Below are 25,263 nucleotides of genomic sequence, written 5' to 3'. Positions count from 1 at the left end.
GTGGAATCAGGACATTCCCCCTCCCGCAGGCGGGAGGGGGCTAGGGGGTGGGCTGGCGCGACATCAGCGTGAGTTTTCAACGGCTAAGCTGGAAGCTCGCGTAACCGGGGCAGATTTCCGGGCACGGGGTGTACAAATCGTTTTCGATCTGATTCACACTTTGGATGACTTCTGGTGGATCTGGCCCTGACGACGATAGCGGCTTTGCCGATTTACGGCGTGTGGTCGGTGCACTGGCGGCGCAGGTCGGCACGCTTCAGGAGACGGTTGAGCGTCTGACGATAGAGAATGCCGAACTGAAGGCCGAGAATCTCGCGCTGAAGGACGAGATCGCGCGGCTGAAAGGGCTGCCGCCGCGACCGAAGTTCAAGACGAAGCCATCAGGGATGGAGCAGGCAACATCGAAGCCGAAGAGCAAGAAAGGCCGTAAACGCGGCCGGGGATCGGTGCGTGACAAGCTGGCTGTAACGTCAGAAGTGAAGCTGAAGGCGGATGCGCCTGCCGGATCGAGGTTTCGCGGCTACGAAGACGTGCTGGTGCAGGATCTGAAGATCAGCGTCGAGGTGGTGCGCTATCGCCGCGAACGCTGGGAGACGGCGACGGGCGAGCGGATATTGGCGCCTTTGCCGCCGGGCATTCTGGGTGGCTTTGGCCCCGAGCTTCGTCGCTTCATTGCCGCAGGTCACTTCCAGGGGCAGATGACGAGTGAACGGCTGACAGCCATCTTGAACGGAATGGGCCTGCACATCTCCAAGCGGCAAGTTGTTCGCCTTCTGAGCAGGGGGCTTGAAGCCCTGGTGGCTGAAGATCAGGCCGTTTTGCGCACAGGACTGGAGACCGCCCGGTGGATCAGCGTCGATGACACCAGCGCTCCCCATGCCCGGCGCAATGGCTATGTCACGCAACTGGGTGACCAGCGCTTTGCCGTGTTCCGGAGCGGCGTGTCCAAGTCCCGTGCCGCCTTTCTGGGTCTGCTCAAGGCCGGGCGCAGCGAGCATGTCGTCAATGACGTGGCAATGGCCCGGATGCGCGAGATGAACATGGCTGCGGCCCAGATCGATGCCCTTGCAAGCCATGGTGACAAGCGCTTCGCTTGTGCCCAGGCCTGGGCTGCCCACCTTGCGGCGCTGGGCTTCGACAAGCTCAACGTCCAGCCCGATCCGGTCAAGGTCGCTACCGAAAGTGCCCTGTGGGGTGCCATCAGCGAGCAAGGCTTGCTGGGCGACACGGCGATCGTCTCCGATGGGGCCGGCCAGTTCCGGGTCGGAGACAATCAGGGACTGTCAGGAATTTCGTGTGCGGCGAGGCGGTTGACCATCAGGCCGTCATGGCCCTGATGAAGCGTTCGCCGAAGAGAACGGCAAATTGAGCCTTCGCCATGTTCCACTCGCGCGGCGGCATTTTCCACTCTTTTTCCGATCGGTTCAAGATCAGATAGAGCAGCTTGGTGGCGGCCTCATCGTTGGGGAAATGACCTCGCGCACGAACGGCGCGGCGGAGCTTTGAATTGAGGGCCTCTATCGAGTTTGTCGTGTAGACGATCCGCCTGACTTCTTCAGGAAACGCGAAAAATGGGATGACTTCGGGCCACGCCCTGCGCCAGCTCTGGCCGATAGCCGGATAGCGTTGCCCCCAGAAGCCCGCTTCGAAGGCCGTCAGCGCTTCCTCGGCGGCTACGGCATCGACGGCGCGGTAGATGGCCTTCAGAGCTGCCCCAAGCGCCTTACGGTCTTTCCATGCCACGAAATCCATCGAGTTCCGCAGCAGATGGACGATGCATGTTTGAACCATCGCTTCGGGGAAGACGGCGGTGATGGCGTCGGGAAAACCCTTCAGGCCATCGACGACGGCCAGCATGATATCCTCGACACCGCGGTTGCGCAGTTCGTTCATGACGCGCAGCCAGAACTTGGCGCCTTCATTCTGCTCCAGCCATAACCCCAGGACCACCTTGGTGCCGTCGGCCATGACGCCCAGGGCAATATGGATCGCCTTGTTGCGGACCATGCCTTCGTCGCGGATCTTGACCCGGATCGCATCGAAGAAAACCAGCGGATAGGCTGGGTCCAGCGGGCGTTGCTGCCAGGCTGTGACCTCCTCCAACACCGCGTCCGTGATCGTGCTGATCAGGTCGGGCGAGGCCTCGATGCCATACAGTTCGCGCAGATGCCCGGTGATCTCCCGGGTGCTCATGCCGCGCGCGTACATCGAAATGATTTTGTCGTCGAAGCCGGGGAAGCGTCGCTGGTATTTGGCAATCAACTGCGGATCGAAGCTGCCAGCCCGATCGCGTGGCACCTCGATCTCGATCCGTCCTCCGTCGGTCGTCACTGTCTTGCGGCCATAGCCGTTCCGGCTGTTGTTCCCTTGCTCCTCCTGGCCAAGATGGTGATCCATCTCCGCATTGAGCGCACGTTCGGCAAAAGCCTTCTTCAGGGAATCAAGCAGGCCGCCCTGGCTGAGCGCTGCCGCCGCGTCAGTGCCGGCAAGCAGCTGATCGAGAATGTCGTTCGGTATCGAGGGTTCTTTGCGTCGTGACATATTGGGTCTCCTTGTTACCCATTATGCCTCGCCACACACGAAATTCCTGACAGTCCCAGACAATCATGCTCTGTGCTGGGTCCATTGCGAGCGGCTGGTGCACAAGCTCCAGCCCAGCTCGAAGAAAGATCGTGACGCCGTCGAGCTCAAACGGACGCTGATCTGGTGGCTTTATGCCGACCTCAAGGCATGGCAGCGCTATCCCGATCCCAAACGCGCCAGAGCCCTGCGGGTCCGCTTCGACCGTATCTTCACCAGGCGCACCGGTTACGTGATGCTCGACCGGCTGCTCACGCGCCTCCATCGCCAAAAGGCGCAGTTGCTACGCGTCCTCGAACGCCCGGAAATCCCCCTGCATACCAATGGTTCGGAAAACGATATCCGCGCCTTCGTCACCAAGCGCAAAATCTCCGGCGGCACCGTCAGCCAGGCCGGAAGGATCGCTCGCGACACCATGATTGGCCTGCTCAAGACATGCGCCAAGCTGCGCATCTCTTTCTACCATTTCCTCGGCGACCGCTTCGCTGTCCCCGGCGCACCACACGTCCAATGGCTACCAGACCTCGTCCAGAACGCCCCAGCCTGAACGCACGGGAATCTGCCCCGGTTACGAAGCTCGCTACGCTCGCGCCCACCCCTAACCCCTCCCGCCTGCGGGAGGGGAATGTCTTGAAATGGCAATTTCCGGTCAAGAATCCTAAAGCCGCCCGATGACGACATCCCCCGACCTTGCCATCCGCATGCGCCGCGCCGATTTCAACCGCGCCCTGGCGGAGGCGGACCTGAACGCCATCGGTCCCCTGCTCGCGCCCCAGGCCATGCTCGTCACCGGATCGGACAGCGCGGTGATCTCCGGCCGCAAGGCGCAGCTTCAGGCGTGGAAGCGGGAATTCGCCGCAGCGGAGCGCACCATCTACACCCGCACGCCGGAGCATATCGTCGCCTCGCCGGTCGAACCCGTCGCGATGGAGCATGGCCGATGGCAGGGCGTGACCGCCGGTTCGGACCGTCCCCTCGCATCCGGCACCTACAGCGCCAAATGGCGGCAGGTCGGCGCGGACTGGGTCATCGAAGCGGAAATCTATCTGACGCTCGCCTGACCGGAAACGCTTGAACAGCCGCTCACCCACGCCCAATTAGAGGCTGTTCCTCCTGCCACGGAGGCCCGCAAGCCACGAGTAGCCATGACCACCGCCAATCCCCTCCTTGCCGACAGCGACCTGCCCGATTTCGCCGCCATCCGGCCTGCCCATGTCGTCCCCGCCATGGAGGAAGCGATCGCGGCCCACCGCGCGGCCATCGAAGGGATCACCGCCAGCGGGAAGGATGATTTCGGCGCGGTCATCCTGACCGCCGAGCGCGCCGATTTCCTGCTGTCGCGGGTCTGGTCGCCGGTGGGGCATCTCGCCTCCGTCGCCGACACGCCCGAATTGCGGGAAGCGCACGCCGCAGCGCAGGCGCTGATGACCGCTTATCTGATAGAAGCGGGACAGAACCGGGCCCATCACGATGCCGTCGCCCGGCTCGCCGCCCGGTCGGATTTCGCCAGCCTGCCGCCCGCCGCGCAGCGGGCCGTCGATCTCGCCCTGCGTGGCTTCCGCCTGGCGGGCGTCGCGCTGGAGGGGGAGGCGCGGCAGCGTTTCCTGGACATCGGTGTGGAGTTGAGCGACCTCAGCACCAAATTCGGCAATGCGGTGCTCGACGCGACCGAAGCCTGGAGCGAGCATGTCACCGACGAGGCGGCGCTGGCGGGCGTTCCGGACAGCGACAGGGCGATTCTGGCCGCCTATGCGCAGGAAAAGGGGCTGACCGGCTGGCTGATCACGCTGCGCCAGCCGAGCGTGCTGGCGATCCTCTATCATGCGCAGGACCGGGCGCTGCGGGAGCGGGTCTATCGCGCCTACAACAGCCGCGCCTCCGATCAGGCGGAGGACAGGAGCCACGACAATAGCGAACGGATCGACGCGATCATGGCGCTGCGCCATGAAGCCGCGCAGATATTGGGCTTTGCCGATTCCGCCGCCCATTCGCTGGAGACCAAGATGGCGGCCGACGCGGACGAAGCGCTGGCGTTCCTGACCGACCTCGCCAAGCGGGCGCGGCCGGTCGGGGAACGGGAACTGGCGGAGGCGCGCGCCTTCGCGGCCGAGCATCTGGGGCTGGACGATGTGCAGCCATGGGACCTTTCCTATGTGGCCGAAGCGATGCGCCGCACGCTGCATGGCGTGGATCAGGAGGCGCTGAAGGCCTATTTTCCCCTGCCCCGCGTACTTGCAGGCACGCAGGCGTTGATCGAGCGGCTGTTCGGCGTCCGCCTCGTCGCCCGGCAGGGCGTGCCGACCTGGCATCCGGACGTGCTGTTCTACGACGTGCTGGACGCGGACGACAGCGTGGTGGCGGGCGTCTATCTCGACCTGTTCGCGCGGGCGGGCAAAAGGGGCGGGGCGTGGATGGACGTGTGCCGTTCGCGCTTCCGCGACGCCGACCGGCTGCATCTGCCCATCGCCTACCTCACCACCAATTTCGCGCCGCCCGCGGGCGACCGGCCTTCGCTGGCGACGCATAATGACGTGGTGACGCTGTTCCACGAATTCGGCCATGTGCTGCATCACCTGCTGACCGAGGTGGACCTGCCGTCGATCGGCGGCATCAGCGGCGTGGAATGGGACGCGGTGGAACTGCCCAGCCAGTTCATGGAGAATTTCGCCTGGGACGGGGATACGCTGATCGGCCTGTCCGGCCATGTCGACAGCGGCGAGCCGCTGCCGCAGGCGATGTTCGACCGGCTGCTGGCGGCGCGCCAGTTCCAGGCGGGCCTTGCCATATTGCGGCAGATCGAATTCGCGACCTTCGACCTGCTGCTCCACCGCGACTATGACCCGGCCAAGGGCGCGCGAGTCAACGCCGTGCTGGATCAGGTGCGCAAGGCGGTCGCCGTGGTGCATCCGCCGGAATGGAACCGCTTTGCCCATGCGTTCAGCCATATCTTCGCGGGCGGCTATGCGGCGGGCTATTATTCCTATCTCTGGGCGGAACTGCTGTCGGCGGACGCGTTCGAGATTTTCGCCCATGCCGATATTCCGGGCGGCGGGGCGACCGCTTTCCGGCGCGAAATCCTGGCCGCCGGGGCGAGCCGCCCCGCCGCCGAGAATTTCCGGGCCTTTGCCGGGCGCGCGCCGGAGGTCGACGCGCTGCTGCGGATGCGGGGGTTGGCTGCCTGAATCGCTTCAGAAATGGGCGGTGTAGCCGCCGTCCACCGCCAGCACCTGTCCGGTGACGTAGGATGCCGCGTCCGACGCCAGGAACAGGACCGGGCCGACAATCTCCTCCGGCCGGCCCCAGCGTCCGAGCGACGTGCGGCGGGCGAGATGATCCGCGACGGCCGGGTCGGCGGTCATCTCCCCATTGGCCTCGGTCGCGAAATAGCCGGGGGCGACGGCGTTCACGGTGATGCCGCGACTGCCCAGTTCCGCCGCCAGCGCCCGCGTCAGCGCGTCCAGCCCGCCCTTCGCCATGGTGTAGGCAGCGTCGCCGGACCGGGCGATCTGGCCCGCGATGGACGTGACGTTGACGATCCGCCCGCCCTCCTTCATCCCGGCCGCGATGGTGCGGGCGAGGTCGAAGGGCGCGACCAGATTGATCTCCAGCATCCGCCGCACCGCGGGCCGGTCCAGTTCTCCAATCGGTCTGCGGTCGCGATGGCCTGCATTGTTGACCAATATGTCGATCGGGCCGCAGGGGCCGAGCGCCGCCCGCAGCGCTTCGCCATCCTCCAGGTCGAAGATCAGCGGCGCGCTCGTCCCGCCCGAGGCGGCGATGGCGGCGGCGGTCGCCTCAAGCTGCTCGATATTTCGGCCATGGAGCAGGACATGCGCGCCGGCCCCGGCCAGGCCCAGCGCGATCTCGCGCCCCAGGCCGCGTCCGGCTCCGGTGACGAGGGCGATTTTTCCTTGCAGCATCCAAGCCTCTCCATACAGCCGGTCAGGCGAGGACGAAGGTCTTGCTCCGCGCGCGGTTGATCAGCAGCACCAGCCCCGCCCCGATCAGGCACAATATCCCCGCCGCGACGAAGGCGGGCATATAGCTTTGCCAGACGGTGCGGGAAAGGCCGCCCGCCAGCGCCGCGCTCGCCGCGCCGAGCTGATGCCCGGCGAAGATCCAGCCGAACACGACATTGGCCCGCTCCGGTCCGAAACGCTGCGCCGTCAGCTTGACCGTCGGCGGCACGGTCGCGACCCAGTCCAGGCCGTAGAACATCGCGAAGACCGACAGGCTGTAGAGCGAGAAGTCGCTGAACGGCAGATAGAGCAGCGAAAGGCCGCGCAGCCCATAATACCAGAACAGCAGCCAGCGATTGTCGAACCGGTCCGACAGCCAGCCCGACGCCAGCGTGCCCGCGAAATCGAACAGCCCCATCATCGCCAGCATCGACGCCGCGCCCACCGCCGCCAGCCCATAGTCGCCGCAAAGCGCGATGAAATGCGTCTGGACCAGCCCGTTGGTGCTGGCGCCGCAGATGTAGAAGGAAAAGAACAATATCCAGAAGCTGGGCACCCGCGCGGCATCGGCCAAGATGCGGAGCGGGCTCATCAACAGGGCGCCGAAGCTGGCGGGCTGCGGCGGGGCGGGATGCACCTCGCTCTCGCCATAGGGCGGCAGGCCGAGGTCGGCGGGACGGTCGCGCATCAGCAGCAGCACGACCATCGCCGCCAGCAGGATCGCGCCGCACACCAGCAGGATTGACGCGCGCCAGCCGAACCGCTCCGTCAGCGCGGCGAGCAGCGGCAGGAAGGCCAGCTGACCGGTGGCGGTGCTGGCCGACAGCAGCCCCATGACCAGCCCCCGCCTGTGGGCGAACCAGCGCGTGGCGACGGTGGCGCCCAGCACCATGGCGGTGAGCCCGGTTCCGACGCCGATGACGACGCCCCACAGCAGGACGAGATGCCACAATCGGGTCATGCCCATCGACAGCAGCAGCCCGCCGACGATGATGGACAGCGAGATCAGCATCATCCGCCGCACGCCGAAGCGGTTCATGAAGGCGGCGGCGAACGGGCCCATCCCGCCGAACAGCAGGAAACGGATCGCCAGCGCTCCGGAAATATCCGCCGAACTCCAGCCATATTCCTTTTGCAGGGGGATGATGAACACGCCGGGCGCGCCCACGGCCCCGGCGACGACCAGCATGGTGAAGAAGGTCGCGGCCAGCACCGCCCATCCATAATGGATTTGCCGCGTGCCCATTTGGCGGGCGAGAGTCGCTGACAGCATGAAGGCCTTCCTCCCGGATCGATCGACCGGCGTTAGATGACGATCGTCATCAGATGGTCAAGGGGCCAATTGACGGAATATGGACGTGGAAGGCTGCGAACAGGCGGGGCGGGCCGGCCGTCAGGCGGAAGCGCGCGGCTGGACCAGGGCGTCCTCCCGCTTTTCCGGACGAATATAGATGGAGGTGAGTTCGGGAATCGCCCGCTTCATCTCGCTTTCCATCTCCTCGATCAGGCTTTCGGCCCGGCCCATGCGCAGATCGTCGGCGAAATCGGCGCTGATCGCCACGAACACCGCGTCGGGCGCGGTGTGGATGGTGCGGATGTGATTGACGGCGGTGATCTCCGGCCGCCGGTCGAGCAGCGCCCAGACCGCGTCGATGATGGCCCGGTCGGCGCTCTCCCCGATCAGCAGGCCCTTGGCCTCCCGCGCCAGCAGCACCGCGACCGCGCCCAGCCCCAGCCCGATGACGATGGAGGCGACGCCGTCCAGCCGCGCATTGCCGAAATAATGGCTGGCCCAGACGCCGATGGCCGCCACGATCAGCCCGATCAGCGCGGCGCTGTCCTCGAACAGGACGATGAAGCCGGCCGGGTCCTTCGACCGGCGGATCGATTGCCACCAACTGCTGGGGCCGCGTTTGCGTCCGAATTCCCGCACGGCGATGGTCCAGGATGCGCCCTCCATCAGGAAGGCGATGGCCAGGACGATGTAGTTGACGGCGGGGTCGCGCAGCGGCTCCGGCTGCCGGATATGGAGCCAGCCTTCATAGATGGATACGCCCGCGCCGACCGCGAAGATCAGGATGGCGACGACGAAGGCCCAGAAATACAGCTCCCGCCCATAGCCGAAGGGATGGGCGGCGTCGGCGGGCTTCTTCGCCCTGGCCTGACCATAGAGCAGCAGCAACTGGTTGCCGCTGTCGACCATCGAATGCACCCCCTCCGTCAGCATGGAGGAGGAGCCGGTCAGGGCCGAGGCGACGAATTTGGCGACCGCAATGCCGATATTGGCCAGCAGCGCGCCGTAAAGGACAATATTTTTCCGGATATGCGCGACGCGGCCGGTTTTCGCCACCTGGGTTCAGCCCGGATAGGGGGAGGACCGGAGCAGGCCGGCCAGATGCGCCGCATTGCCCGCCACCATCTTCGCGGTCTTCTCCACCTTCTCCGGCACCTGCCCCAGATCCTTGAAATCGATCGAGCCCATGGCTTCCCCCACCCAATAGCAGGCGGCCGTGGCCGGAACCGTCCAGCCGACATCGTTCAGCGCCTGAAACCATTGCGCGGTCGAAAAATGCGCCCCGTCTTCATTGCCGACAATCGCCGCGACCGCAACCTTGCCATAGCTCGGCATGCGGCCCCGGTCATCGGTTTCGCCCAGAAAGGCGTCCATGCGTTCCAGCACCCGCTTGGCGACGCTGCTGATCTGCCCCAGCCAGATCGGGCCGCCGAAGATCACTATGTCATGGTCCAATATCCTGCGGCGCAACGCCGGCCAGGCGTCGCCCTCTCCTTCATCGGACGTCACGCCGGGCCTGATGTCGAGCGCCGCGACCCGCACCGTGCCGGTGAGTTCGACATCATGGGCGGCAAGGGCCTTCGCCAGCACCGCGATCATCGCGTCGGTCGAGCTGGATTCGCCTTCCCCCGCCTTGAGGGTGCAGTTGAGGGCCAGGGCTTTCAGAACCATCGCATGTCTCCATCCGCCCCATCCACGCGCCGAACCGGGCTCCAGCCAATGAACTCCCCAGCAGGCAATGTGTTCTTCGGGGAAAGGAGATTTGCGATGCCCGATACCGAAGAGATGATCCATGAGGATGGCCTGCCCGGCCATGAAAGCCGGCTGGAGCCCAAGCCGGAATGGGAACCGCGCTATCCCGGCTCCGGCCGGCTGGCGGGCAAGGTGGCGATCGTCACTGGCGCCGACAGCGGAATCGGGCGGGCGGTCGCGGCGCTCTATGCCCGCGAAGGGGCCGATGTCGCGATCTTCTACCTCTGCGAACATGACGACGCGGAAAAGACCGCCGGGATCGTCCGGGCGGAAGGGCGGCGGGCGCTCACCATCGCGGGCGACCTGGGCGACCGGGACTTCTGCCAGCGGGCCGTGGCGCAGGTGGTGGAGCAGTTCGGGCGGATCGACATCCTCGTCAACAATGCGGGCGAGCAGCATCCCGACAGCGACATCACCGACATCAGCGAGGAACAGCTGCGCCGCACCTTCCAGACCAACATCTTCGCCATGTTCTTCCTGACGCAGGCGGTGCGGCCGCATCTGAAGCGCGGGGCGGCGATCGTCAACTGCACCTCCGTCACCATGTATCAGGGGTCGAAGGAACTGCTCGACTATTCCAGCACCAAGGGGGCGATCACCGCCTTCACCCGGTCGCTGTCCGAAAATCTGGTGGGGGACGGCATCAGGGTGAACGCCGTCGCGCCGGGGCCGATCTGGACCCCGCTCAATCCCAGCGGCGGGGCAAGTCCGGAAAAGCTGGAGCATTTCGGGGAAAGCACGCCCATGGGCAGGCCGGGCCAGCCCAATGAAGTCGCCCCGTCCTTCCTCTTCCTCGCCTGCGATGACGCCAGCTACATGTCGGGGCAGGTGCTGCATCCCAATGGGGGCACCATCGTCAACGGCTAGAGCCAATCGTGCGGAAAAGCTGCCCTGAGCCCGCCGACGGGTTGGAACCGGTTTTCCGCCTGAAAGAATGGGACAACAGAAAGCTGGAGCACGCGACCCGCGTCCGATCTGGCGCAGCGTGCTCCAGGCGCGAGCGGATTGAAGCCGCACCACGTCGCTGCGCCTCACCTGACCGGGATCTGGTCTTCCCTCAGGCGGTCAGCGAGTCCGCGCGGCCTTCCCCGCGCATCCCGCGCGGAGGCCAGGGCGCGGCCCGCCGGTTCAGGGTGATGATGGCGCTATTCTCGCTCCAGGACTGGATCAGCGCGGGAATATTCTCCGACGGCGCGGGACGGCCGAAATAGAAACCCTGGGCATAGTCGCAGCCCAGTTCGCGCAGCTTGACCGACTGGTCCGCTTCCTCGACGCCTTCCGCCACCACCTTCATGTTGAGCGCGCGGCCCAGCGTGATCAGCGCGGAAACGATGGCGGCGTCGCTTTCGCGCGCCGTCACGCCGCTGACGAAGGAACGGTCGATCTTCAGCGTGCTGACGGGCAGCGACCGCAAATGGGAAAGCGAGGCGAAGCCGGTCCCGAAATCGTCCAGCGCCAGCGGGATGTTGCACATGTGCAGTTCGTCGATGGAACGGCGCACCGTATCCGACCCCGCGCCCAGGAACACCCCTTCGGTGATCTCGATCTCTATGGAATCGGGCGCGATGGAGAAGCGGTCCATGGTCTCGATCAAGCGTCCGGCAAAGCGTTCCCGCCGCAATTCGGCCGAGGACACGTTGATGGCGACATGCCCCAGCGTCAGCCCGCGCGCACGCCATGCGGCCATGTCGGCGAACACCTGGCTGGTCATCGTCTGGCCGATCATGTCGGCGACGTCATGATCGTCGAACGCCGCGTAGATTTCGGCGGGCGAGCGGATGGTGCCGCAACTGTCGCGCCACCGCAGCAGCGCCTCGAACCCGACCAGTTCGCCCGTCTGCAACGACACCTTGGGCTGATAATAGCTGATGATCGTGCCGTCGCGCACGGCGGTCCGCGCCCGGTTGATCATGGCCACGCGCTCCTGCATGTCCTCCAGCAGCGACTGTTCGAACATCTGCATGCGCCCCCGGCCCAGCGACTTGGCGCGATAAAGCGCCAGGTCGGCATGGCGCAGCAGTTCCGTCGCGACCCGGCCGTCCTCGGGGAATGCGGCCACGCCGATGCTGCCGCGGCATTCGAGCGAGCGCCCGGCGGCGAACAGCGTCTCCCGAATGGTGAGGACGCGATTGGCGAGATCGGCAAGCTGCTGCCGGCTTTCGACATTCTCGATCAATATGGCGAACTCGTCGCCGCCCAGCCGCGCCACCACCCCGTCGCCGGCGAAGATTTCCTTCAGGCGAGAGGCAAAGCTTTTCAACAGCTCGTCACCGGCATGATGGCCCATCAGGTCGTTGACGTCCTTGAAATTGTCGATGTCGAGCAGGAAGACGCCGACCTTCTTGAAGTCGGTCATGGCGCTCGCCAGCGCCTTGTCCAGGCAGGCGTTGAACATCGCCCGGTTGGGCAGCTGCGTCAGCGAATCATGCTCGGCGTTCCAGCGTATCTGCTCCTCGATCAGCACGCTTTCATGGATGTCCTCGGTATAGCCGTACCAGCGGATGATCCGGCCTTCCTCGTCGCGCCGGGGATAGGCCTGCGCCCGCATCCAGCGATACTGGTCGTTGACCATCAGCCGGACGCGCACGTCGAAGGGCTCGCCGGTGGTCAGCGAATGGGTGATCCGGTGGGTCAGCGGGCCGATGTCATCCGGATGCGTCGCCGCCAGCCAGCCATTGCCCTCCGCCTCCTCCCGGTCCAGGCCGGAACTTTCCAGCCAGCGATCGGTGAAGTCGATGATCCGGCCGTCGGGATCGGCCAGCCAGGGAAGCTGAGGATTATATTCGACGATCAGGCGCAGATTTTCCGTGCTGCGGCGCAGCCGTCCGATTTCGGCATGTTCGGTCGTGACGTCGATCATCACCAGGTCGGCCGCGGGCCGGCCCGCCCCGTCACGACGGATGCGCGCGACGACACGCATATTCCTCATGATGCCTTCACGATCCTCCAGCGTCAGCGTCGCTTCGGCCCTGCCCATGCGCAGAACGGCACGGGCAAGCTGGAGGACGGGCTTGCGAAAGATCCGGTGCACGCCGCGGAACCAGCGAAGCAGCGGCTGGCCGTCCCGCACGCCGAAACGGCTCGCGGTGGCGGCATCGGGATGGCATAGCCCATCCCCGTCAACCGACCACCGCAAGACCCCTGCCGACGCCAGTATCTGCTGGTCGCCATCCATCGGGTCCTGCCTGCCTTGAAATTCATCAGGTGACCGCGATGAAATCTGGTCCGCCATTCTACTCCTGCTGTCCCGGCGCCGCGGCCCTTAAGAAGGTTTCACCATTTGCTGGCTAAGATTTCCTTAATGGCCGCCATCTGGGCCATAGCCAGCACGCCCAAGCGCGACGTCCTAAAATGCCGCCAAAAGGCTGACGCCATAGGTGCGCGGCGGCCCGTATGCCGCCGTTCGGTACACGCCCAGACCGGACCGGTCGTCGGCATAGGTCTTGTAGATCCTGTCGGTCAGGTTCTGGACCCAGGCGGCGATGTCCCACTGCCCGCGACGCAGGCCGAAACGCAGGTTGACCAGCGTGCGCGGCCCGGCCTTGAAGGCGTCCGAATTGGTCGGCTCGAAATAGACGGTCGACCGGTGATCCACGTCCGCGCGGGCGAAGATCGTGCCGATCCGCACCGGAACCTCATAGCTGACGGCGCTATAGCCGGTGAAATGGGGCGCCAGGACCAGGTCGTTGCCGGTGCAGTCGGTGCTGGGGCTGCCGACAGAGGGAATGACCGATGCGGGAACGCCGCAATTGTCGAACCTCTTATAATGTGCGTCCAGAATGGCGGCATTCCCCTCCAGCCGCAGCCGGGACGTCAGCTGCAGCGACAGCTCGCCTTCCACGCCCTCCACCTGCGCGCGGCCGGCATTGGTGAGCGCCAGCCCGCTGCCCAGCACCTGCGACACCTGCAACCGGTCGTAATCGGTGTGGAACGCGGCAAGGTTCAGCCGCATCCGCCGGTCCAGCGTCAGCATCTTGAAGCCGACCTCATAGCTGGTCGCCTTTTCCGGGCTGGCGGTCAGCCCGCCCAGCGAAGAGGCGAGGTCGACATTGTAAGCCGCGCTCTTGAAGCCGCGGGAGAAGCGCGCATAGACATTGGCGTCCGGCACGACCTCATAGGAAATGGTCGCGCTGGGCGACAGGTCGTCATCGGTCGACCGGCCGTCGAAGGTGAGGTTCGGGAAGCCCAGATAGGTGAAGATACCCGTCCCGCTGGCGTCATCCTGGACGAAATGGGCGCGCTTCTTCTCCCTGGTGTAGCGCAGGCCGGCGGAAAGCGACAGGCGATCGGTCAGTTCATAGTCGAGCCGCCCGAACAGCGCCCCGCTCTCCGTCTTGACGCTGCCCTTGGTGGTCAGCATCGGTTCGCCCGGCACGCCGGTATCGGCGCCCAGACCCAGGCCCCGGTCGGTGCGCACCATCTGGTCGAAATAATAGGCGCCCAGCAGATAGCGCAGCTTGCCGGTGCCGCCCGCCAGCCGCAGTTCTTGGCTGAAGAAATGGGAATCGTCGCTGAAATTGTCCGCGGAGACGAAGTCGACCTGCTCCTGATCGTCGTCCAGCGAGGCATGATAGGAGGAATCGCGATAGGCGGTGATGGCCGTCAGCGTGATCGCGTCCGATGCCCATTCCGTCCTCAGCGAAATGCCCTGGCTGTCGCGGTGCAGCCGGTTGGGCCGGTTGTTGTTGATGTGCAGCGGCTCCCGCGAAGGGAAATCCGCCGGATAGCCGGCCAGCGCGTCCGCCTGGAAGAAGGCGGGCGTGCCGCGGTCGCGCAGCCCCTCCCACCGGGCGATGAAGGACAGTTGGTCGGTCGGCGCATATTTGGCCGACAGCCGCCAGGTCAGCAGGTCGGTCGATCCCGCATCCCTGCCGCCGGACAGATGCTTGTAGAAGCCGTCCTGCCGGGCATAGGCGACCGCGCCGCGCACCGAAAGCCGTTCGTTGAGGCGCGTGCCCAGCACTGCCTCGCCCCGCCTGTAATCGTAATTGCCCGCGTCCAGCCGGATGGAGGCGCCGGGATCGGCGTCGGGCTGCTTCGTCTGGACGTTGACGACGCCGGCGATGGTGTTCTTGCCATATTCCGTCCCTTGCGGGCCGCGCACGATTTCCACCCGGTCGACATCCAGAAGATGCTGGACGAAATTTTCCGGCCGGCCGACATAGACATCGTCCACATAGATGCCGACGCCGGTTTCCAGCCCGATATTGCGGACCAGGGTGGAGATGCCGCGGATCGAGATCTGCCCCTGCAACTGGCCTGCAATGCCCCCGCCGATGTCGACATTGGGGGCCATGCGGGTCAGGTCGGTGATGGTCTGCAACCCCGCCGCCACGATTGAATCGCCTGAAATGCTGGTGACCGCCAGCGGCGCCTTCAGCAGCGGTTCCGGCACCTTGCGCGCCGTCACCGTGATGTCGGCGCGCATGTCCGCATCGGCCGGGGCCTGCGCCCGGGCCGTGCCGGAAGCTGCCAGTTCGATCGTCGCGGAAACCAGAAGTGCCCACTTCCATCGCCGCCTGTATCCAAAATTCGTCATCGCCCACGAAACCCGCTATATTTTTTCAATCCGCCGATCATAGGCGGACTTGGTAAACCGCTGGTTAAACTCTTCCTGCGTCCGGCTCCGGATCGGACGAGCTTGCGGTCTGCGGCCGGCGGCCCCGCACCCCGGCGAACGCTCGTTCCGCCGCAAACAGGAAGCAGGCGGCAGGAAGGCACGCTTAACCCGCTTTTAAGACCTGACGCGGCATGACGGCAGGCATATGCCGCGTGAGGAACCATGAGCGAATATATCCCCAGCACCCAGCTTCGCGCCGGAAGTTCGACCACCGCCGCTGATTTCATCGCGGGGGTCGACAGCACGCTCAGCATCGAGAGCCTCGTCACCCGCTTCAGCCAGGCCCTGGGCCTTCAGGCGGCGAGCCATGCCTGCTACGATGTCGGCGATGGGGAGCGGCGCTTCCTGTTCGGTGAGACCGGCTGGTGCGGGCCGATCGCACAGCCGGAGGTCCTGCCGCAGCTCTGCTTTCCGATCACCGGCTGGGACGAACGGCAATATGAGGTGGAGATCCGCCTGCTGAGCATGCTGGAAAGCCCGGAGGAACGCGCGAACCTGCACGCCATGGCGACGCTCTACCTGTGCCGGGGCATCGCCCTGCTCGACGCGCGCGACGATCTGGCCGCTTCCGCCCTGACCGAGACCGAGCTGTTCTGCCTCGACCAGCGGCAGGCCGGGTGGTGCGACCTCGACATTGCCGAGGCGCTCGACCGCTCCGTCCAGGCGGTGAAGGTGCATGTCCAGCGCGCCCGGCAGAAGCAGGCCGCCTGAACCCCCTTTATCGACCGGGTTTTTTGCGGGGAACATGGATTGCACCCTGCAACTTTCCGATGACCTCCCCTGTATAATATGTTACAGGCGCTGCCGCTGCATGCGGGGGACGAACGGATTTGATTCATCTGATTTCGAAGAACAATTCCGCACTGTACCAGGACGAGATCAGAGATTTGCACCAGGCCCGCGCGGAGGTGTTCGTCAACCAGCTCGGCTGGGATCTCAGGGTCGAGGACGGATTGGAATATGACGAATATGATGATGCGCGCGCGAGCAACATCATAGGCTTTTCGACCGAGAACCGGGTCGTCATGGGGCTGCGTTTCCGCCCCACCGACGACTGTTCCATGCTGCTCGATCATTTTTCGCATGTCCTGCCCGCCGGCATCCGCCCCATCGACGACGGGCGCACCTGGGAACTGAGCCGCGGATTCTGCATTGAGCGGGGCATGCGCCGCCACAATCTGCGACGGAAGGCCGCGTGCATGATCGCGCCGCTGGAACTGGCCTATGAGGCCGGGATCGACCGTTGCGTGGGCTTCACCGATGTCCGCATGCTCAGCTTCTGCTACGGCGTCGGCTGGAAGCTGACCCTGCTCGGTTCCGCCATGGACTATGGCCAGGGGGAGGCCGTCGCCTATGAGGTGGAGGTGTCGCAGGCCGCGCTCGACGAGATGCGCCAGATGTGGGGCCTGCCCCGGCCTTCGCACATCACCATCGACCAGCTTCTTCCGGAGGAGGAGAATGTGCACGTCGCGGCGGCCCGGCTGGCGCGCGAGCATCCAGAACTGCAGAAGATCGCCGCCCAGCCGGAGATCGGTTCCGTCACACACCCGCCCGCCACGACCGGGGCGGACGTCTATTATGGCAGATTCGGGGCGACCCGTTCGGCTTCAGGGGGACATTGATGAATTCCGACCTTATTCGACAGGCATCGGCAGAGGAAATCGAAAGCTGGATCATTGCCCGCATCGCTGAAATCGTGAATGTGGCGCCCGCCGCCGTCTCTCCCGATGCGCCGTTCGACAGTTTCGGGATCGATTCCGCCAAGGCGATCTCGTTGATGGTGGAGCTGGAGAACTGGCTGAACCTGCCCGACGAACTGCCGCTGGAACTGTTGTTCGAGGCGGAGGCGATCCGCGACGCGGCGACGGGCATCGCCGGGGCGGTCAGCGACATGGCGGCCCAGCAGGGCGGCGTCCAGCCATGATCCAGGACGAACAGATCGAATTTGGCGGATCGGCCGCCGCCATCCGCCACCATTATGATGTCGGCAACGACTTCTATTCGGCGTGGCTCGACCCCAGCATGACCTATTCCAGCGCGATGTGGGACGGCCTGCCCAAGGACGCCCCGCTGGAGGAGGCGCAGCAGCGCAAGCTCGACTATCATGCGGAATCGGTCGGCGCCGGCGAGGGCATGCGCATATTGGACGTCGGTTGCGGCTGGGGCGGCATGATGCGCAACCTGCGGCGCAGGCATGGCGCCGCCGAATGCGTCGGCCTGACGCTGAGCGAGGAACAGCTCGCCTATATCGAGCAATCGGGCGATCCCGGCATCGGCGCGGTCCTTTCCAACTGGCACGACTATCGTCCCGACAGGCCGTTCGACGCGATCATCTCCGTCGGCGCGTTCGAGCATTTCGCCCATCCGCAGCAGAGCGTGGACGAGCGCCGCGGCGTGTACCGCGAATTCTTCCAGGCCTGCCGCGACTGGATGCAAGGGAAGGGCCGTCTGTCGCTCCAGACCATCGCCTATGGCAGGATGTCGCCGGAGGACGCCAATCCCTTCATTGCGAACGAGATCTTCCCGGCGGCGGAACTGCCGACGCTGGAGGACATCGTGGTCGCCTGCAAGGGTCTGTTCCGCGTCGAGCGGCTGCGCGACGACGGGCTAGACTATGCGCGCACCTGCGAGATGTGGAGCAACCGGCTGCGCGGCGCGGTCCGCAGCGGGGTGGTCGATCCGGCCATCCATCCGGTCGAGAAATATTCCCGTTATCTGCGCATGTCGGCCGCCGGTTTCCGCATGCGGAAGATCGGCCTGCTCCGGATAGCCTTCGCGACGGAATGACCAGAACATCCCCAAGCCGGGCGGAATCGCCTGGCGACCGGGATCATGCGGCATCAAAGGACTGGGCGTTTTCGCTCCATGTGAAAAGGCTCCAAAGCATCGGGTTCGCAAAAAAGATGCAGATAGACTTCAGCCGGTCGATCGTCGACATCGTACTGGACCATGGGAACAGCGTCCCGGACCGGCCGGCGCTGATATTCGACCAGGGCGACGGTCCGCAGAGCAGCCTGACCTATGCGCAGGTGGCGGCGCAGGTCGGGCAGCTTGCCGGCGCCATGGCGGCACGGGGGTTGGCGGCGGGGGGGCCGGCCGGTCCCCGGATCGCCCTCCTCTTCTCGGCGGGAACCGACTTCGCGCTCGCGCTGCTTGCCTGCCTCGCGGTCGGCGGCGTCGCCATTCCGCTCGCCCCGGTCGGCCGGCGCAAGGCGCGGCTTCGGAATATCCTGAACATGCTGGACGACATCCGGCCCGACTGCATCCTGCTGGACGACAGCATGGCCGGCCTGTTCGGGGAGGAACTGTCCGCCGCCCTGTCCGCCGGCCCGGTGCGCTATCTGGAATTTGCCGCGCTCGCGGCGGTATCGCACGCCTTCTCGCCGCTGGCGCTCGCGCCGGACCGGCTCGCCGTGCTCCAGTTCACCTCCGGCACCACGTCGAACCCGAAGGGGGTGATGATCAGCCATGGCAACATCATCGCCAATGAGACGATGATCCGCGCTGCCTTCGGCCACGACCGGGATTCCCATTTCGTCGGCTGGGTGCCGCATTATCACGATCAGGGGCTGTTCGGGAATATCCTGCAACCGCTGTTCCTGGGCTCGACCTGCGTGATCACCTCGCCCGCCGCGTTCATCAACAGGCCGATGTCCTGGCTGCAACTCATTTCCCGCTATCGCGCGCATACCAGCGGCGGGCCCAATTTCGGCTACGACCTTTGCGTCGACCATGCCACGCGGCGGGGCATGCCGGACGGTCTCGACCTGTCGGGCTGGCGCGTCGCGTTCAACGGGGCGGAGCGGGTGCGGCCTGCCACGCTCGACCGCTTTGCCGAATGCTTTGCCGGTGCCGGTTTCGACAGGCGCGCCTTCCTGCCTTGCTATGGACTGGCTGAATCCACCCTCGTGACCATCGCGGTTCCGCCCCGGAGCGACCCCATCGTCAAGAGCTACGACAGCCGCGCTCTCGCGGCAGGTCGGGCGGAGGAGAGCGCCGGCGGGGACGCCGTGCTGGACCTCGCCTGCTGCGGCCCCGCCATGGCCGGGGCGGAGGCGCGGATCGTCGATCCCGAAAGCGGCGAGGCGCTGCCCGATGGCGCGGTGGGCGAAATCTGGCTGCGCGGCCCGCACATCACCGCCGGCTATATCGACAATCCCGCCGCGACGGAGGCGAGCTTCGGCCGGCTGGACGAAGGCGGGCCGTTCCTGCGCACCGGCGATCTCGGCTTTTCCACGGCCGATGGATTTTTCATCGTCAGCCGCCTCAAGGACCTGATCATCGTCCGGGGCCGCAACCATGCGCCCAGCGATGTCGAACAGATCTGGTCGGAACTTTCCGGCACGGTGGGACAGGCAAGCGCCGCCGCCGTGGAGATCGAGATGGGCGATGCGCAGCATATCGTCCTGATCGCGGAGATGAAGCGCGACGACGGCCGGTCCCTGTCGGACGAGAAACTCCAGGACCTTGCCGCCCGGCTGCGCGCCACGGCCATGGAGCGGCTGGAACTGGCCATCACCGATCTGGTGATGGTGCCCGCCAGCGCGATCCCCCGCACGACCAGCGGCAAGGTGCAGCGCAAGCAGGCCGGCAGGATGCTGATGGACGGGGAATTGACGGTGCTGGGCATGGCGGGACCGCTGGCGCAGGCGTTCGCGCCCCCCGGGCAAAGGGCATCGGCCTGAGTTCGTCCTGACAGGGCTGAACGCGGTTCGGCCCGAAGGCGAAGCTCTGAGGGCCGGGATCGGCCGGCGTCCGCCCGGCCGTCTCCCGCATCGGCATCCGCGCGAAGGCGCGACCTGCGCCCGATTGAATGCGGCGCTCTGGCTGACGGTCGGCACAGCGGAAGGTCGTCGCGGCAATGGCTGCGCCGTTCGCCCGCGCCAGGCCCGACTCGTTCCTTGATGCCCTGGCCCCGGAAGCGTAAATTGCACGGCGGTCGGGGGCGTGGCCGCCGAAGCGGAGAGGATGGACCGATGATTCGCCTGTCATTGCCGATGCGCTCTGCCATCCCCCTGCTGCTGGCGGCGAGCGCCGGTCCCGCCCTTGCCCAATCGACGATCCTTCCCGAAGGCATGGCCATCCAACTGGAAACCCGGCAGGAGATTTCCTCCAAATCCGCCCGCGTCGGCGACAGGATCGAATTGGCCGTGGCCAAGCCCGTGACGATCGGCGGCGTGACGCTCATCCCCGCCGGCAGCCCGGCGGTGGGGGAAGTGAGCCGCGTCAGGGACAATGGCCTGCTCGGCCGCTCGGGCAAGCTCGACATCAAGGTCAGCACGGTCAGGGCGGGCGGGATGGACGTGCCGGTGCGCGGCCAGCGCAATTCCCAGGGCAAGTCCGGCACCCTGGGCGCGGTGGGCGCGGGCATCGTCTTCCTGCCGCTGGCGGTGATCGTCCGCGGAAAGGACGTCAAGCTGCCCGCCGGCACGCTGTTCGAGGTCTATGTCGACAAGGAGGTTTCCCTGGGATCGGGCGTGGCGCCGGGCGGCCCGGCCGCCGCCACTCCGGCCGAAAGCCGCGATATGCCCGGCAGCATAAGGACAGTCGATCCCAATCAGGCGCTGGGTTCCTGAAGCCCGTCTCGACAGCGGTCAGCCCTCGCCCTCCGGCCCCAGCCGCAGTGCGCTCGCCTGCTCGAAAATGGCGGCGATCACCGGATCATTGTCCGAAATACGCCTGGCCACATGGAACTCGATGGGCGACAGGGCCGGCATGCCCTCCAGTTTCACGAGGGCTCCGCTCATCAGGTCGGCGCGGGCCATGGGTTCCGGGAAGATGCCGATCCCGCCACCCGCCTTGGCGATGTCGATCATCATCCGCGCATTGTTGCACAGGTTGAGCGATTTACGGGCGATCTGCGAAGCGGCGATCGCGTCGCGCATCCGCCCATAGATCGGGGAATGGCTGGCCAGCGACCAGATCGGAATGGTGCGGTCCGCCGCATCGCCGTGGAATGACGCGGCAATGGCGGGACTGGCGAGCCAGACCAGGCTCACCCCGCCGATGGGACGCGACTGGAGCGCCGGATGCGCGATGGGCCCGGCCGCGAAGGAAATATCGGCGCGCCCGACCAGCAATTGCTGGATCAGGTTGGCGGTCAGGTCGATTTCCAGTTCCAGGCTGACATGCGGCATTGCCCCCTTCAATTGCGACACGAAGTCCGGAAGGCAGCTTGCCGCGGCGATTTCGCCTGCGCCGATGCGGACCACGCCGCTCGCTTCCGCCAATCCGCCGCAGCGCAGCAGCATGCTCTGCAGATCGCTCCAGAGAGGCCCGCAATCGCGCACCAGTTGCCGCCCGGCGGGGGTGAAGGACATGGTCCGGCCTTCGCGGCGGAACAGGCGGGCGCCCAGATGGCTCTCCAGTTCCCTTACCCGCGCCGAAATTGCCGGCTGGGTGGTGTTCAACCGCTCCGCCGCCGCAGCGAACGTGCCGAGCCGGTCGATCCAGAGCAGGGTTTCCAGATGGAAGAGGCCGATGCGATTGATAGACATGGCTTTTGGCTAAAGCAAAAAACAAATCATTAGAAATGATAATTGGCCTCCGCCAGAATGGCGATCCGAAGGAGAGGCATGCTTATGGTCAAAAAGCTTTATTCGGATGCGGCGAGTGCGTTGGAAGGTTTGCTGTTCGACGGCATGCATCTGTGCGCTGGCGGGTTCGGTCTGTGCGGGATACCCGAGCGGCTGATCGATGCGATCCGGGATTCGGGCGTCAGGGATCTGACCATCGCCTCCAACAATGCGGGGGTAGATGGCGAGGGGCTGGGCAAGCTGCTGCGCACGCGGCAGGTCAGGAAGATGATCTCCAGCTATGTGGGCGAGAACAAGGAGTTCGAGCGGCAATATCTGGCCGGGGAGCTGGAGGTGGAGTTCTGCCCGCAGGGCACGCTGGCCGAACGCTGCCGGGCGGGCGGCGCGGGCATTCCGGGCTTCTACACCAGGACGGGCGTCGGCACGGCGGTGGCCGAGGGCAAGGAAGTGAAGAGCTTCGACGGGCAGGATTATATATTGGAGCGCGGCATCTTCGCCGATGTGGCGGTCATCAAGGGCTGGAAGGCCGATGAGAGCGGCAACCTCATCTTCCGCAAGACGGCGCGCAACTTCAACCAGCCCATGGCGACGGCGGCGAAGATCTGCGTCGCGGAAGTGGAGGAGGTGGTGCCCACCGGCAGCCTCGACCCCGATGCGATCCATCTGCCCGGCATCTACGTCAAGCGCATGATCGTCGGAGCGCCTTACGACAAGAAAATCGAATTCCGCACCGTCCGCCAGAGGGAGGCCGCATAATGGCATGGACTCGTGACGAAATGGCCGCGCGGGCGGCGAAGGAATTGCAGGACGGTTTCTACGTGAATCTGGGCATCGGCATCCCGACGCTGGTGGCGAACCACATTCCCGACGGCGTGGAAGTGACGCTGCAGTCGGAGAATGGCATGCTGGGCATCGGCCCTTTCCCCTATGAGGGGGAGGAGGATGCCGACCTGATCAATGCGGGCAAGCAGACGATCAGCGAATTGCCGCAGAGCTGCTATTTTTCCAGCGCCGACAGCTTCGCGATGATCCGGGGCGGGCATATCGACCTGACCGTGCTGGGCGCGATGGAGGTTTCGGAACATGGCGACATCGCCAACTGGATGATCCCGGGCAAGATGATCAAGGGCATGGGCGGCGCGATGGATCTGGTCGCGGGCGTCAAGAAGATCATCGTCGTCATGGAACACACGTCCAAGGACGGCAGTCCCAAGTTCATCCCGGCCTGCACCCTGCCGCTGACGGGCAGGAATGTGGTCGACATGATCGTCACCGACCTCTGCGTGTTCCAGCGGCCCGACCATGACAGCCCGTTCCGCCTCATCGAATGCGCGCCGGGCGTGACGGCGGAGGAAGTCGCCGCCAAGACCAGTGCGCATTACACGGTGGACGTCGCTCAACCGGCCTGAGGAAAGAGGGCGAGGCCCCTCCCGTCAATGGGCCTCGCCGCCTCAGGCATGAAAGCGAATGCGCCCTGGGTCGCGTCGTCCGATCCACGGCAAAGTCATCCTGTTCAGGGATAGCCTGAATAGAGTGAAGCGAAGCGCCACAGGACATATCCGGGCCAGGCCGGCGCCAAGCTTTTCTCCGCAGAGGGGCCGTGACCCCGAAACAGGATGCGGATCAGGCTGCCTGCGCCCGCGCCGCGGCTATGCAGGCCTGCAAGTGATTATGCCGGAAGGGCTTGGACAGGCGCGTGATGTCGGGCGCGATCAGGTCAACCCCCTCATAGCCCGATATGATCAGCAACGCGATGTGCGGATGATCGGCCCGCAGGCGCAGCGCCAGTTCCACCCCCGTCATGCCCGGCATGATATGGTCGGTGATCAGGATGTCCGGCCGGTCGCCGGATTCGATCATGCTGAGCGCGCGTTCGGCCCGGTCGGTGTCGACCACCTCATAGCCCATGTCGATCAGCATCTCCCGCGTGCTATTCCGGACGAGATCGTTGTCGTCCACCAGCAGCACCTTGCCCGAACGCTCTTTCGGTCCCTCCTCGACTGCTGGGGAAGCCGCCTTCACGGCAGGCGCCCGCTCGACGGGCAGCCATAGCCGGACGCTGGTGCCCTGCCCCACGGCGCTGTCGATCTCCACCGTGCCGCCAAGCTGGGCGGCAAGGCCATGGACCATGGAAAGGCCAAGCCCCGTGCCATGGCCGGACGGCTTGGTCGTGAAGAAGGGCTCCATGGCCGCCGCCTTGACCGCCGGGGTCATGCCGGTGCCGGTGTCGCTGACGGTCAGGCAGACATAGGGACCGGGCGTCAGCGCGGCGGGCAGGCGGCTTTGGCGCGCCTGCGCCTTTATGCTGAGCGCGCCGCCGTCGGGCATGGCGTCGCGGCCGTTGACGGCCAGGTTGAGCAGCGCGACCTCAAGCTGATGGGCGTCCGCGCGCACCGGCGGCACCATCGGCTGGAGATCGACGGACAGCGCGATCCGCGGTCCCAGCGTGCTGGTCAGCAAGGCCTGCATCCCGCCAAGCAGGTCCGACAGGTCGACCGCCTTTGCGGTCAGGGGCTGGCGGCGGGCAAAGGTCAAGAGCCGCTGCACCAGCGTCTGCGCGCTCTCCGCCGCCTGCATCGCGATGGTCGCATGCCGCTCGATCGATTCGGGCGTCCGCTTGCCCGACAGGATCAGGTCCAGCCCGCCGACGATCGGCATCAGCAGATTGTTGAAGTCATGGGCGACATGGCCCGTCAACTGGCCGAGCATGTCCAGCTTCTGGACCTGGCGCAGGCTGTCCTGCGACCGCTCCAGTTCCGTGGTGCGTTCCCGGACGCGGCGTTCGAGCTGGTCGTTCAGCGCTTCCAGCGACGCAAACAGCCGCCCGTTCTCCAGCGCGGTGGACGCGGCGCGGGCCAGCGCCTCCAGCAGAGCGATCTCATTGTCGGTGGGCTGCGCGAATTCGGACCAGTAGGCGCCCAGAGCGGCCATGGGTTCGATGCGGCCGATCGGCACCATCACCATCGACCGCACGAATGTGGTGCGATAGGCCTCCACCGGCACGCGGGGATCGTCGAAGACGTCCGGGATCACCGCCGTCCGATGATGCTCCATCGCCCATCCGGACACGCAACTCGATGCCGGGAAGCGCTGTCCCGCCCAGAGCGGTTCCATCGAATCTTCAGCGATATAATGACACTGGTCCTCGTCGCGCAGGACGACCGCGATGCCGTCCGCCCCCACCGCGCGGCGCGCGAAGGCCCGCAGGACATTTATGATCGCTTCCATCGACCGCGCGCCGGCCAGCGCCTCCATGGCTTCGGCGGCTATGGTCCATCGTGCCGCCAGCGCCTTTTGTTCGGCACCCCGTTCGCTTGCCAATTTCCTGTCCATCGACAACCTTCTGCATCGGAACCGCGCGTCTTTCTAACATCGGACGGCGTCGATCACAAAGCGATTATGATCAATGGCTTAGAGGCGGCCTGGGTTTGCGGCCCGTCAACTCATCCTTAACCCTGTTCATCCGCCGGTCCGCCGGCGCGGGCGCCGGGCGCGCAAGCCCGCGACGCCCGCTCCGCAGGA

22 protein-coding genes are annotated in these 25,263 nt (G+C 65.6%); 13 read left to right on the top strand and 9 right to left on the bottom strand.

The features are described 5' to 3' along the window. Positions 1–164: 164 nt before the first annotated feature. Entirely contained in the window at positions 165–1,337 is a 1,173-nt protein-coding gene (locus TZ53_RS08700; RefSeq protein WP_197565246.1) for an IS66 family transposase, read from the top strand. Here TZ53_RS08700 and TZ53_RS08695 read toward each other — a convergent pair. Next, positions 1,318–2,541, bottom strand: a complete 1,224-nt coding sequence (locus TZ53_RS08695) for an IS256 family transposase (RefSeq protein ID WP_044660505.1) — start codon at positions 2,539–2,541, stop codon at positions 1,318–1,320. The two genes, TZ53_RS08700 and TZ53_RS08695, sit on opposite strands and share 20 nt — an antisense overlap. 97 nt (positions 2,542–2,638) lie before the next feature. Between TZ53_RS08695 and TZ53_RS08690 the strand changes: the two genes are divergently transcribed. The 3 genes from TZ53_RS08690 (at position 2,639) to TZ53_RS08680 (ending at position 5,762) form a co-directional block, all read left to right on the top strand. Then, the gene (locus TZ53_RS08690) at positions 2,639–3,127 is read left to right on the top strand and encodes an IS66 family transposase (protein ID WP_238320151.1); all 489 of its coding nucleotides are present in this window, start codon (positions 2,639–2,641) and stop codon (positions 3,125–3,127) included. 124 nt (positions 3,128–3,251) lie between these two features. Then, positions 3,252–3,641, top strand: coding sequence for a nuclear transport factor 2 family protein (locus tag TZ53_RS08685; RefSeq protein WP_044661055.1), 390 nt, complete (start codon positions 3,252–3,254; stop codon positions 3,639–3,641). Between the two features lie 84 nt (positions 3,642–3,725). Next, positions 3,726–5,762: a M3 family metallopeptidase gene (locus tag TZ53_RS08680; RefSeq protein WP_044661054.1), complete on the top strand. Its 2,037-nt coding sequence runs from the start codon at positions 3,726–3,728 to the stop codon at positions 5,760–5,762. A 6-nt stretch (positions 5,763–5,768) separates the two neighbouring features. On the opposite strand, the gene TZ53_RS08675 is transcribed toward TZ53_RS08680, so the two are convergent. The 4 genes from TZ53_RS08675 to TZ53_RS08660 all read right to left on the bottom strand — a co-directional run bounded on the left by TZ53_RS08675 (position 5,769) and on the right by TZ53_RS08660 (position 9,504). Further along, positions 5,769–6,500, bottom strand: a complete 732-nt coding sequence (locus TZ53_RS08675) for an SDR family oxidoreductase (RefSeq protein WP_044661053.1) — start codon at positions 6,498–6,500, stop codon at positions 5,769–5,771. Between the two features lie 22 nt (positions 6,501–6,522). Next, on the bottom strand, positions 6,523–7,812 hold the full coding sequence (locus TZ53_RS08670; protein WP_044661052.1) for an MFS transporter: 1,290 nt from the start codon (positions 7,810–7,812) through the stop codon (positions 6,523–6,525). Positions 7,813–7,932: 120 nt separating this feature from the next. Continuing rightward, the gene (locus tag TZ53_RS08665; RefSeq protein ID WP_044661051.1) at positions 7,933–8,889 is read right to left on the bottom strand and encodes a cation diffusion facilitator family transporter; all 957 of its coding nucleotides are present in this window, start codon (positions 8,887–8,889) and stop codon (positions 7,933–7,935) included. Positions 8,890–8,895: 6 nt separating this feature from the next. Beyond that, positions 8,896–9,504: a flavodoxin family protein gene (locus TZ53_RS08660; protein WP_044661050.1), complete on the bottom strand. Its 609-nt coding sequence runs from the start codon at positions 9,502–9,504 to the stop codon at positions 8,896–8,898. 96 nt (positions 9,505–9,600) lie between these two features. Between TZ53_RS08660 and TZ53_RS08655 the strand changes: the two genes are divergently transcribed. Then, complete coding sequence (locus TZ53_RS08655; protein WP_044661049.1) at positions 9,601–10,452, top strand: glucose 1-dehydrogenase; 852 nt, start codon at positions 9,601–9,603, stop codon at positions 10,450–10,452. A 190-nt stretch (positions 10,453–10,642) separates the two neighbouring features. Here TZ53_RS08655 and TZ53_RS08650 read toward each other — a convergent pair whose 3' ends face one another. Continuing rightward, the gene (locus tag TZ53_RS08650; protein ID WP_044661048.1) at positions 10,643–12,760 is read right to left on the bottom strand and encodes a putative bifunctional diguanylate cyclase/phosphodiesterase; all 2,118 of its coding nucleotides are present in this window, start codon (positions 12,758–12,760) and stop codon (positions 10,643–10,645) included. Positions 12,761–12,931: 171 nt separating this feature from the next. Continuing rightward, positions 12,932–15,124: a TonB-dependent receptor gene (locus TZ53_RS08645; protein ID WP_044661047.1), complete on the bottom strand. Its 2,193-nt coding sequence runs from the start codon at positions 15,122–15,124 to the stop codon at positions 12,932–12,934. Positions 15,125–15,367: 243 nt separating this feature from the next. Here TZ53_RS08645 and TZ53_RS08640 point away from each other — a divergent pair, with 243 nt between their 5' ends. From TZ53_RS08640 to TZ53_RS08615, 6 genes are all read left to right on the top strand, one after another. Beyond that, positions 15,368–15,916 carry a hypothetical protein gene (locus TZ53_RS08640; protein ID WP_044661046.1) on the top strand — a complete coding sequence of 183 codons (549 nt, stop codon included), beginning with the start codon at positions 15,368–15,370 and terminating at the stop codon, positions 15,914–15,916. 119 nt (positions 15,917–16,035) lie between these two features. Then, complete coding sequence (locus TZ53_RS08635) at positions 16,036–16,827, top strand: acyl-homoserine-lactone synthase (protein ID WP_044661045.1); 792 nt, start codon at positions 16,036–16,038, stop codon at positions 16,825–16,827. Next, on the top strand, positions 16,827–17,129 hold the full coding sequence (locus TZ53_RS08630) for an acyl carrier protein (protein WP_044661044.1): 303 nt from the start codon (positions 16,827–16,829) through the stop codon (positions 17,127–17,129). The genes TZ53_RS08635 and TZ53_RS08630 overlap by 1 nt, the downstream gene beginning before the upstream one ends. Beyond that, on the top strand, positions 17,126–17,992 hold the full coding sequence (locus TZ53_RS08625) for an SAM-dependent methyltransferase (protein WP_044661043.1): 867 nt from the start codon (positions 17,126–17,128) through the stop codon (positions 17,990–17,992). The genes TZ53_RS08630 and TZ53_RS08625 overlap by 4 nt, the downstream gene beginning before the upstream one ends. A 116-nt stretch (positions 17,993–18,108) precedes the next feature. Next, positions 18,109–19,890 (top strand): fatty acyl-AMP ligase, encoded by a 1,782-nt coding sequence (locus tag TZ53_RS08620; protein ID WP_044662951.1) that lies wholly within the window; start codon positions 18,109–18,111, stop codon positions 19,888–19,890. A gap of 291 nt (positions 19,891–20,181) precedes the next feature. Further along, the gene (locus TZ53_RS08615; RefSeq protein ID WP_025549430.1) at positions 20,182–20,781 is read left to right on the top strand and encodes a hypothetical protein; all 600 of its coding nucleotides are present in this window, start codon (positions 20,182–20,184) and stop codon (positions 20,779–20,781) included. Positions 20,782–20,799: 18 nt separating this feature from the next. Here TZ53_RS08615 and TZ53_RS08610 read toward each other — a convergent pair whose 3' ends face one another. After that, complete coding sequence (locus tag TZ53_RS08610; protein ID WP_044661042.1) at positions 20,800–21,702, bottom strand: LysR family transcriptional regulator; 903 nt, start codon at positions 21,700–21,702, stop codon at positions 20,800–20,802. Between the two features lie 84 nt (positions 21,703–21,786). On the opposite strand from TZ53_RS08610, the gene TZ53_RS08605 reads away from it, so the two are divergent. Both TZ53_RS08605 and TZ53_RS08600 read left to right on the top strand, forming a co-directional pair. Continuing rightward, positions 21,787–22,497 carry a CoA transferase subunit A gene (locus TZ53_RS08605; RefSeq protein ID WP_025549432.1) on the top strand — a complete coding sequence of 237 codons (711 nt, stop codon included), beginning with the start codon at positions 21,787–21,789 and terminating at the stop codon, positions 22,495–22,497. Then, entirely contained in the window at positions 22,497–23,150 is a 654-nt protein-coding gene (locus tag TZ53_RS08600; protein WP_044661041.1) for a CoA transferase subunit B, read from the top strand. The genes TZ53_RS08605 and TZ53_RS08600 overlap by 1 nt, the downstream gene beginning before the upstream one ends. Positions 23,151–23,364: 214 nt before the next feature. Here TZ53_RS08600 and TZ53_RS08595 read toward each other — a convergent pair whose 3' ends face one another. After that, positions 23,365–25,074 (bottom strand): ATP-binding protein, encoded by a 1,710-nt coding sequence (locus tag TZ53_RS08595; RefSeq protein ID WP_025549434.1) that lies wholly within the window; start codon positions 25,072–25,074, stop codon positions 23,365–23,367. Positions 25,075–25,263 lie beyond the last annotated feature (189 nt).

Source organism: Sphingobium sp. YBL2 (assembly GCF_000943805.1).
Taxonomy (GTDB): domain Bacteria; phylum Pseudomonadota; class Alphaproteobacteria; order Sphingomonadales; family Sphingomonadaceae; genus Sphingobium; species Sphingobium fuliginis.
This window is presented reverse-complemented; position numbering and strand designations above follow the sequence as displayed.

Excerpts from the sequence above, each read along its gene's own strand:
- TZ53_RS08640 (WP_044661046.1), top strand. The coding sequence starts at position 15,368 with ATGAGCGAATATATCCCCAGCACCCAGCTTCGCGCCGGAAGTTCGACC.
- TZ53_RS08700 (WP_197565246.1), top strand. The coding sequence starts at position 165 with ATGACTTCTGGTGGATCTGGCCCTGACGACGATAGCGGCTTTGCCGAT.
- TZ53_RS08695 (WP_044660505.1), bottom strand. The coding sequence starts at position 2,541 with ATGTCACGACGCAAAGAACCCTCGATACCGAACGACATTCTCGATCAG.
- TZ53_RS08685 (WP_044661055.1), top strand. The coding sequence starts at position 3,252 with ATGACGACATCCCCCGACCTTGCCATCCGCATGCGCCGCGCCGATTTC.
- TZ53_RS08680 (WP_044661054.1), top strand. The coding sequence starts at position 3,726 with ATGACCACCGCCAATCCCCTCCTTGCCGACAGCGACCTGCCCGATTTC.
- TZ53_RS08675 (WP_044661053.1), bottom strand. The coding sequence starts at position 6,500 with ATGCTGCAAGGAAAAATCGCCCTCGTCACCGGAGCCGGACGCGGCCTG.
- TZ53_RS08670 (WP_044661052.1), bottom strand. The coding sequence starts at position 7,812 with ATGCTGTCAGCGACTCTCGCCCGCCAAATGGGCACGCGGCAAATCCAT.
- TZ53_RS08655 (WP_044661049.1), top strand. The coding sequence starts at position 9,601 with ATGCCCGATACCGAAGAGATGATCCATGAGGATGGCCTGCCCGGCCAT.
- TZ53_RS08660 (WP_044661050.1), bottom strand. The coding sequence starts at position 9,504 with ATGGTTCTGAAAGCCCTGGCCCTCAACTGCACCCTCAAGGCGGGGGAA.
- TZ53_RS08615 (WP_025549430.1), top strand. The coding sequence starts at position 20,182 with ATGATTCGCCTGTCATTGCCGATGCGCTCTGCCATCCCCCTGCTGCTG.
- TZ53_RS08600 (WP_044661041.1), top strand. The coding sequence starts at position 22,497 with ATGGCATGGACTCGTGACGAAATGGCCGCGCGGGCGGCGAAGGAATTG.
- TZ53_RS08620 (WP_044662951.1), top strand. The coding sequence starts at position 18,109 with ATGCAGATAGACTTCAGCCGGTCGATCGTCGACATCGTACTGGACCAT.
- TZ53_RS08605 (WP_025549432.1), top strand. The coding sequence starts at position 21,787 with ATGGTCAAAAAGCTTTATTCGGATGCGGCGAGTGCGTTGGAAGGTTTG.
- TZ53_RS08610 (WP_044661042.1), bottom strand. The coding sequence starts at position 21,702 with ATGTCTATCAATCGCATCGGCCTCTTCCATCTGGAAACCCTGCTCTGG.
- TZ53_RS08645 (WP_044661047.1), bottom strand. The coding sequence starts at position 15,124 with ATGACGAATTTTGGATACAGGCGGCGATGGAAGTGGGCACTTCTGGTT.
- TZ53_RS08625 (WP_044661043.1), top strand. The coding sequence starts at position 17,126 with ATGATCCAGGACGAACAGATCGAATTTGGCGGATCGGCCGCCGCCATC.
- TZ53_RS08595 (WP_025549434.1), bottom strand. The coding sequence starts at position 25,074 with ATGGACAGGAAATTGGCAAGCGAACGGGGTGCCGAACAAAAGGCGCTG.
- TZ53_RS08650 (WP_044661048.1), bottom strand. The coding sequence starts at position 12,760 with ATGGATGGCGACCAGCAGATACTGGCGTCGGCAGGGGTCTTGCGGTGG.
- TZ53_RS08630 (WP_044661044.1), top strand. The coding sequence starts at position 16,827 with ATGAATTCCGACCTTATTCGACAGGCATCGGCAGAGGAAATCGAAAGC.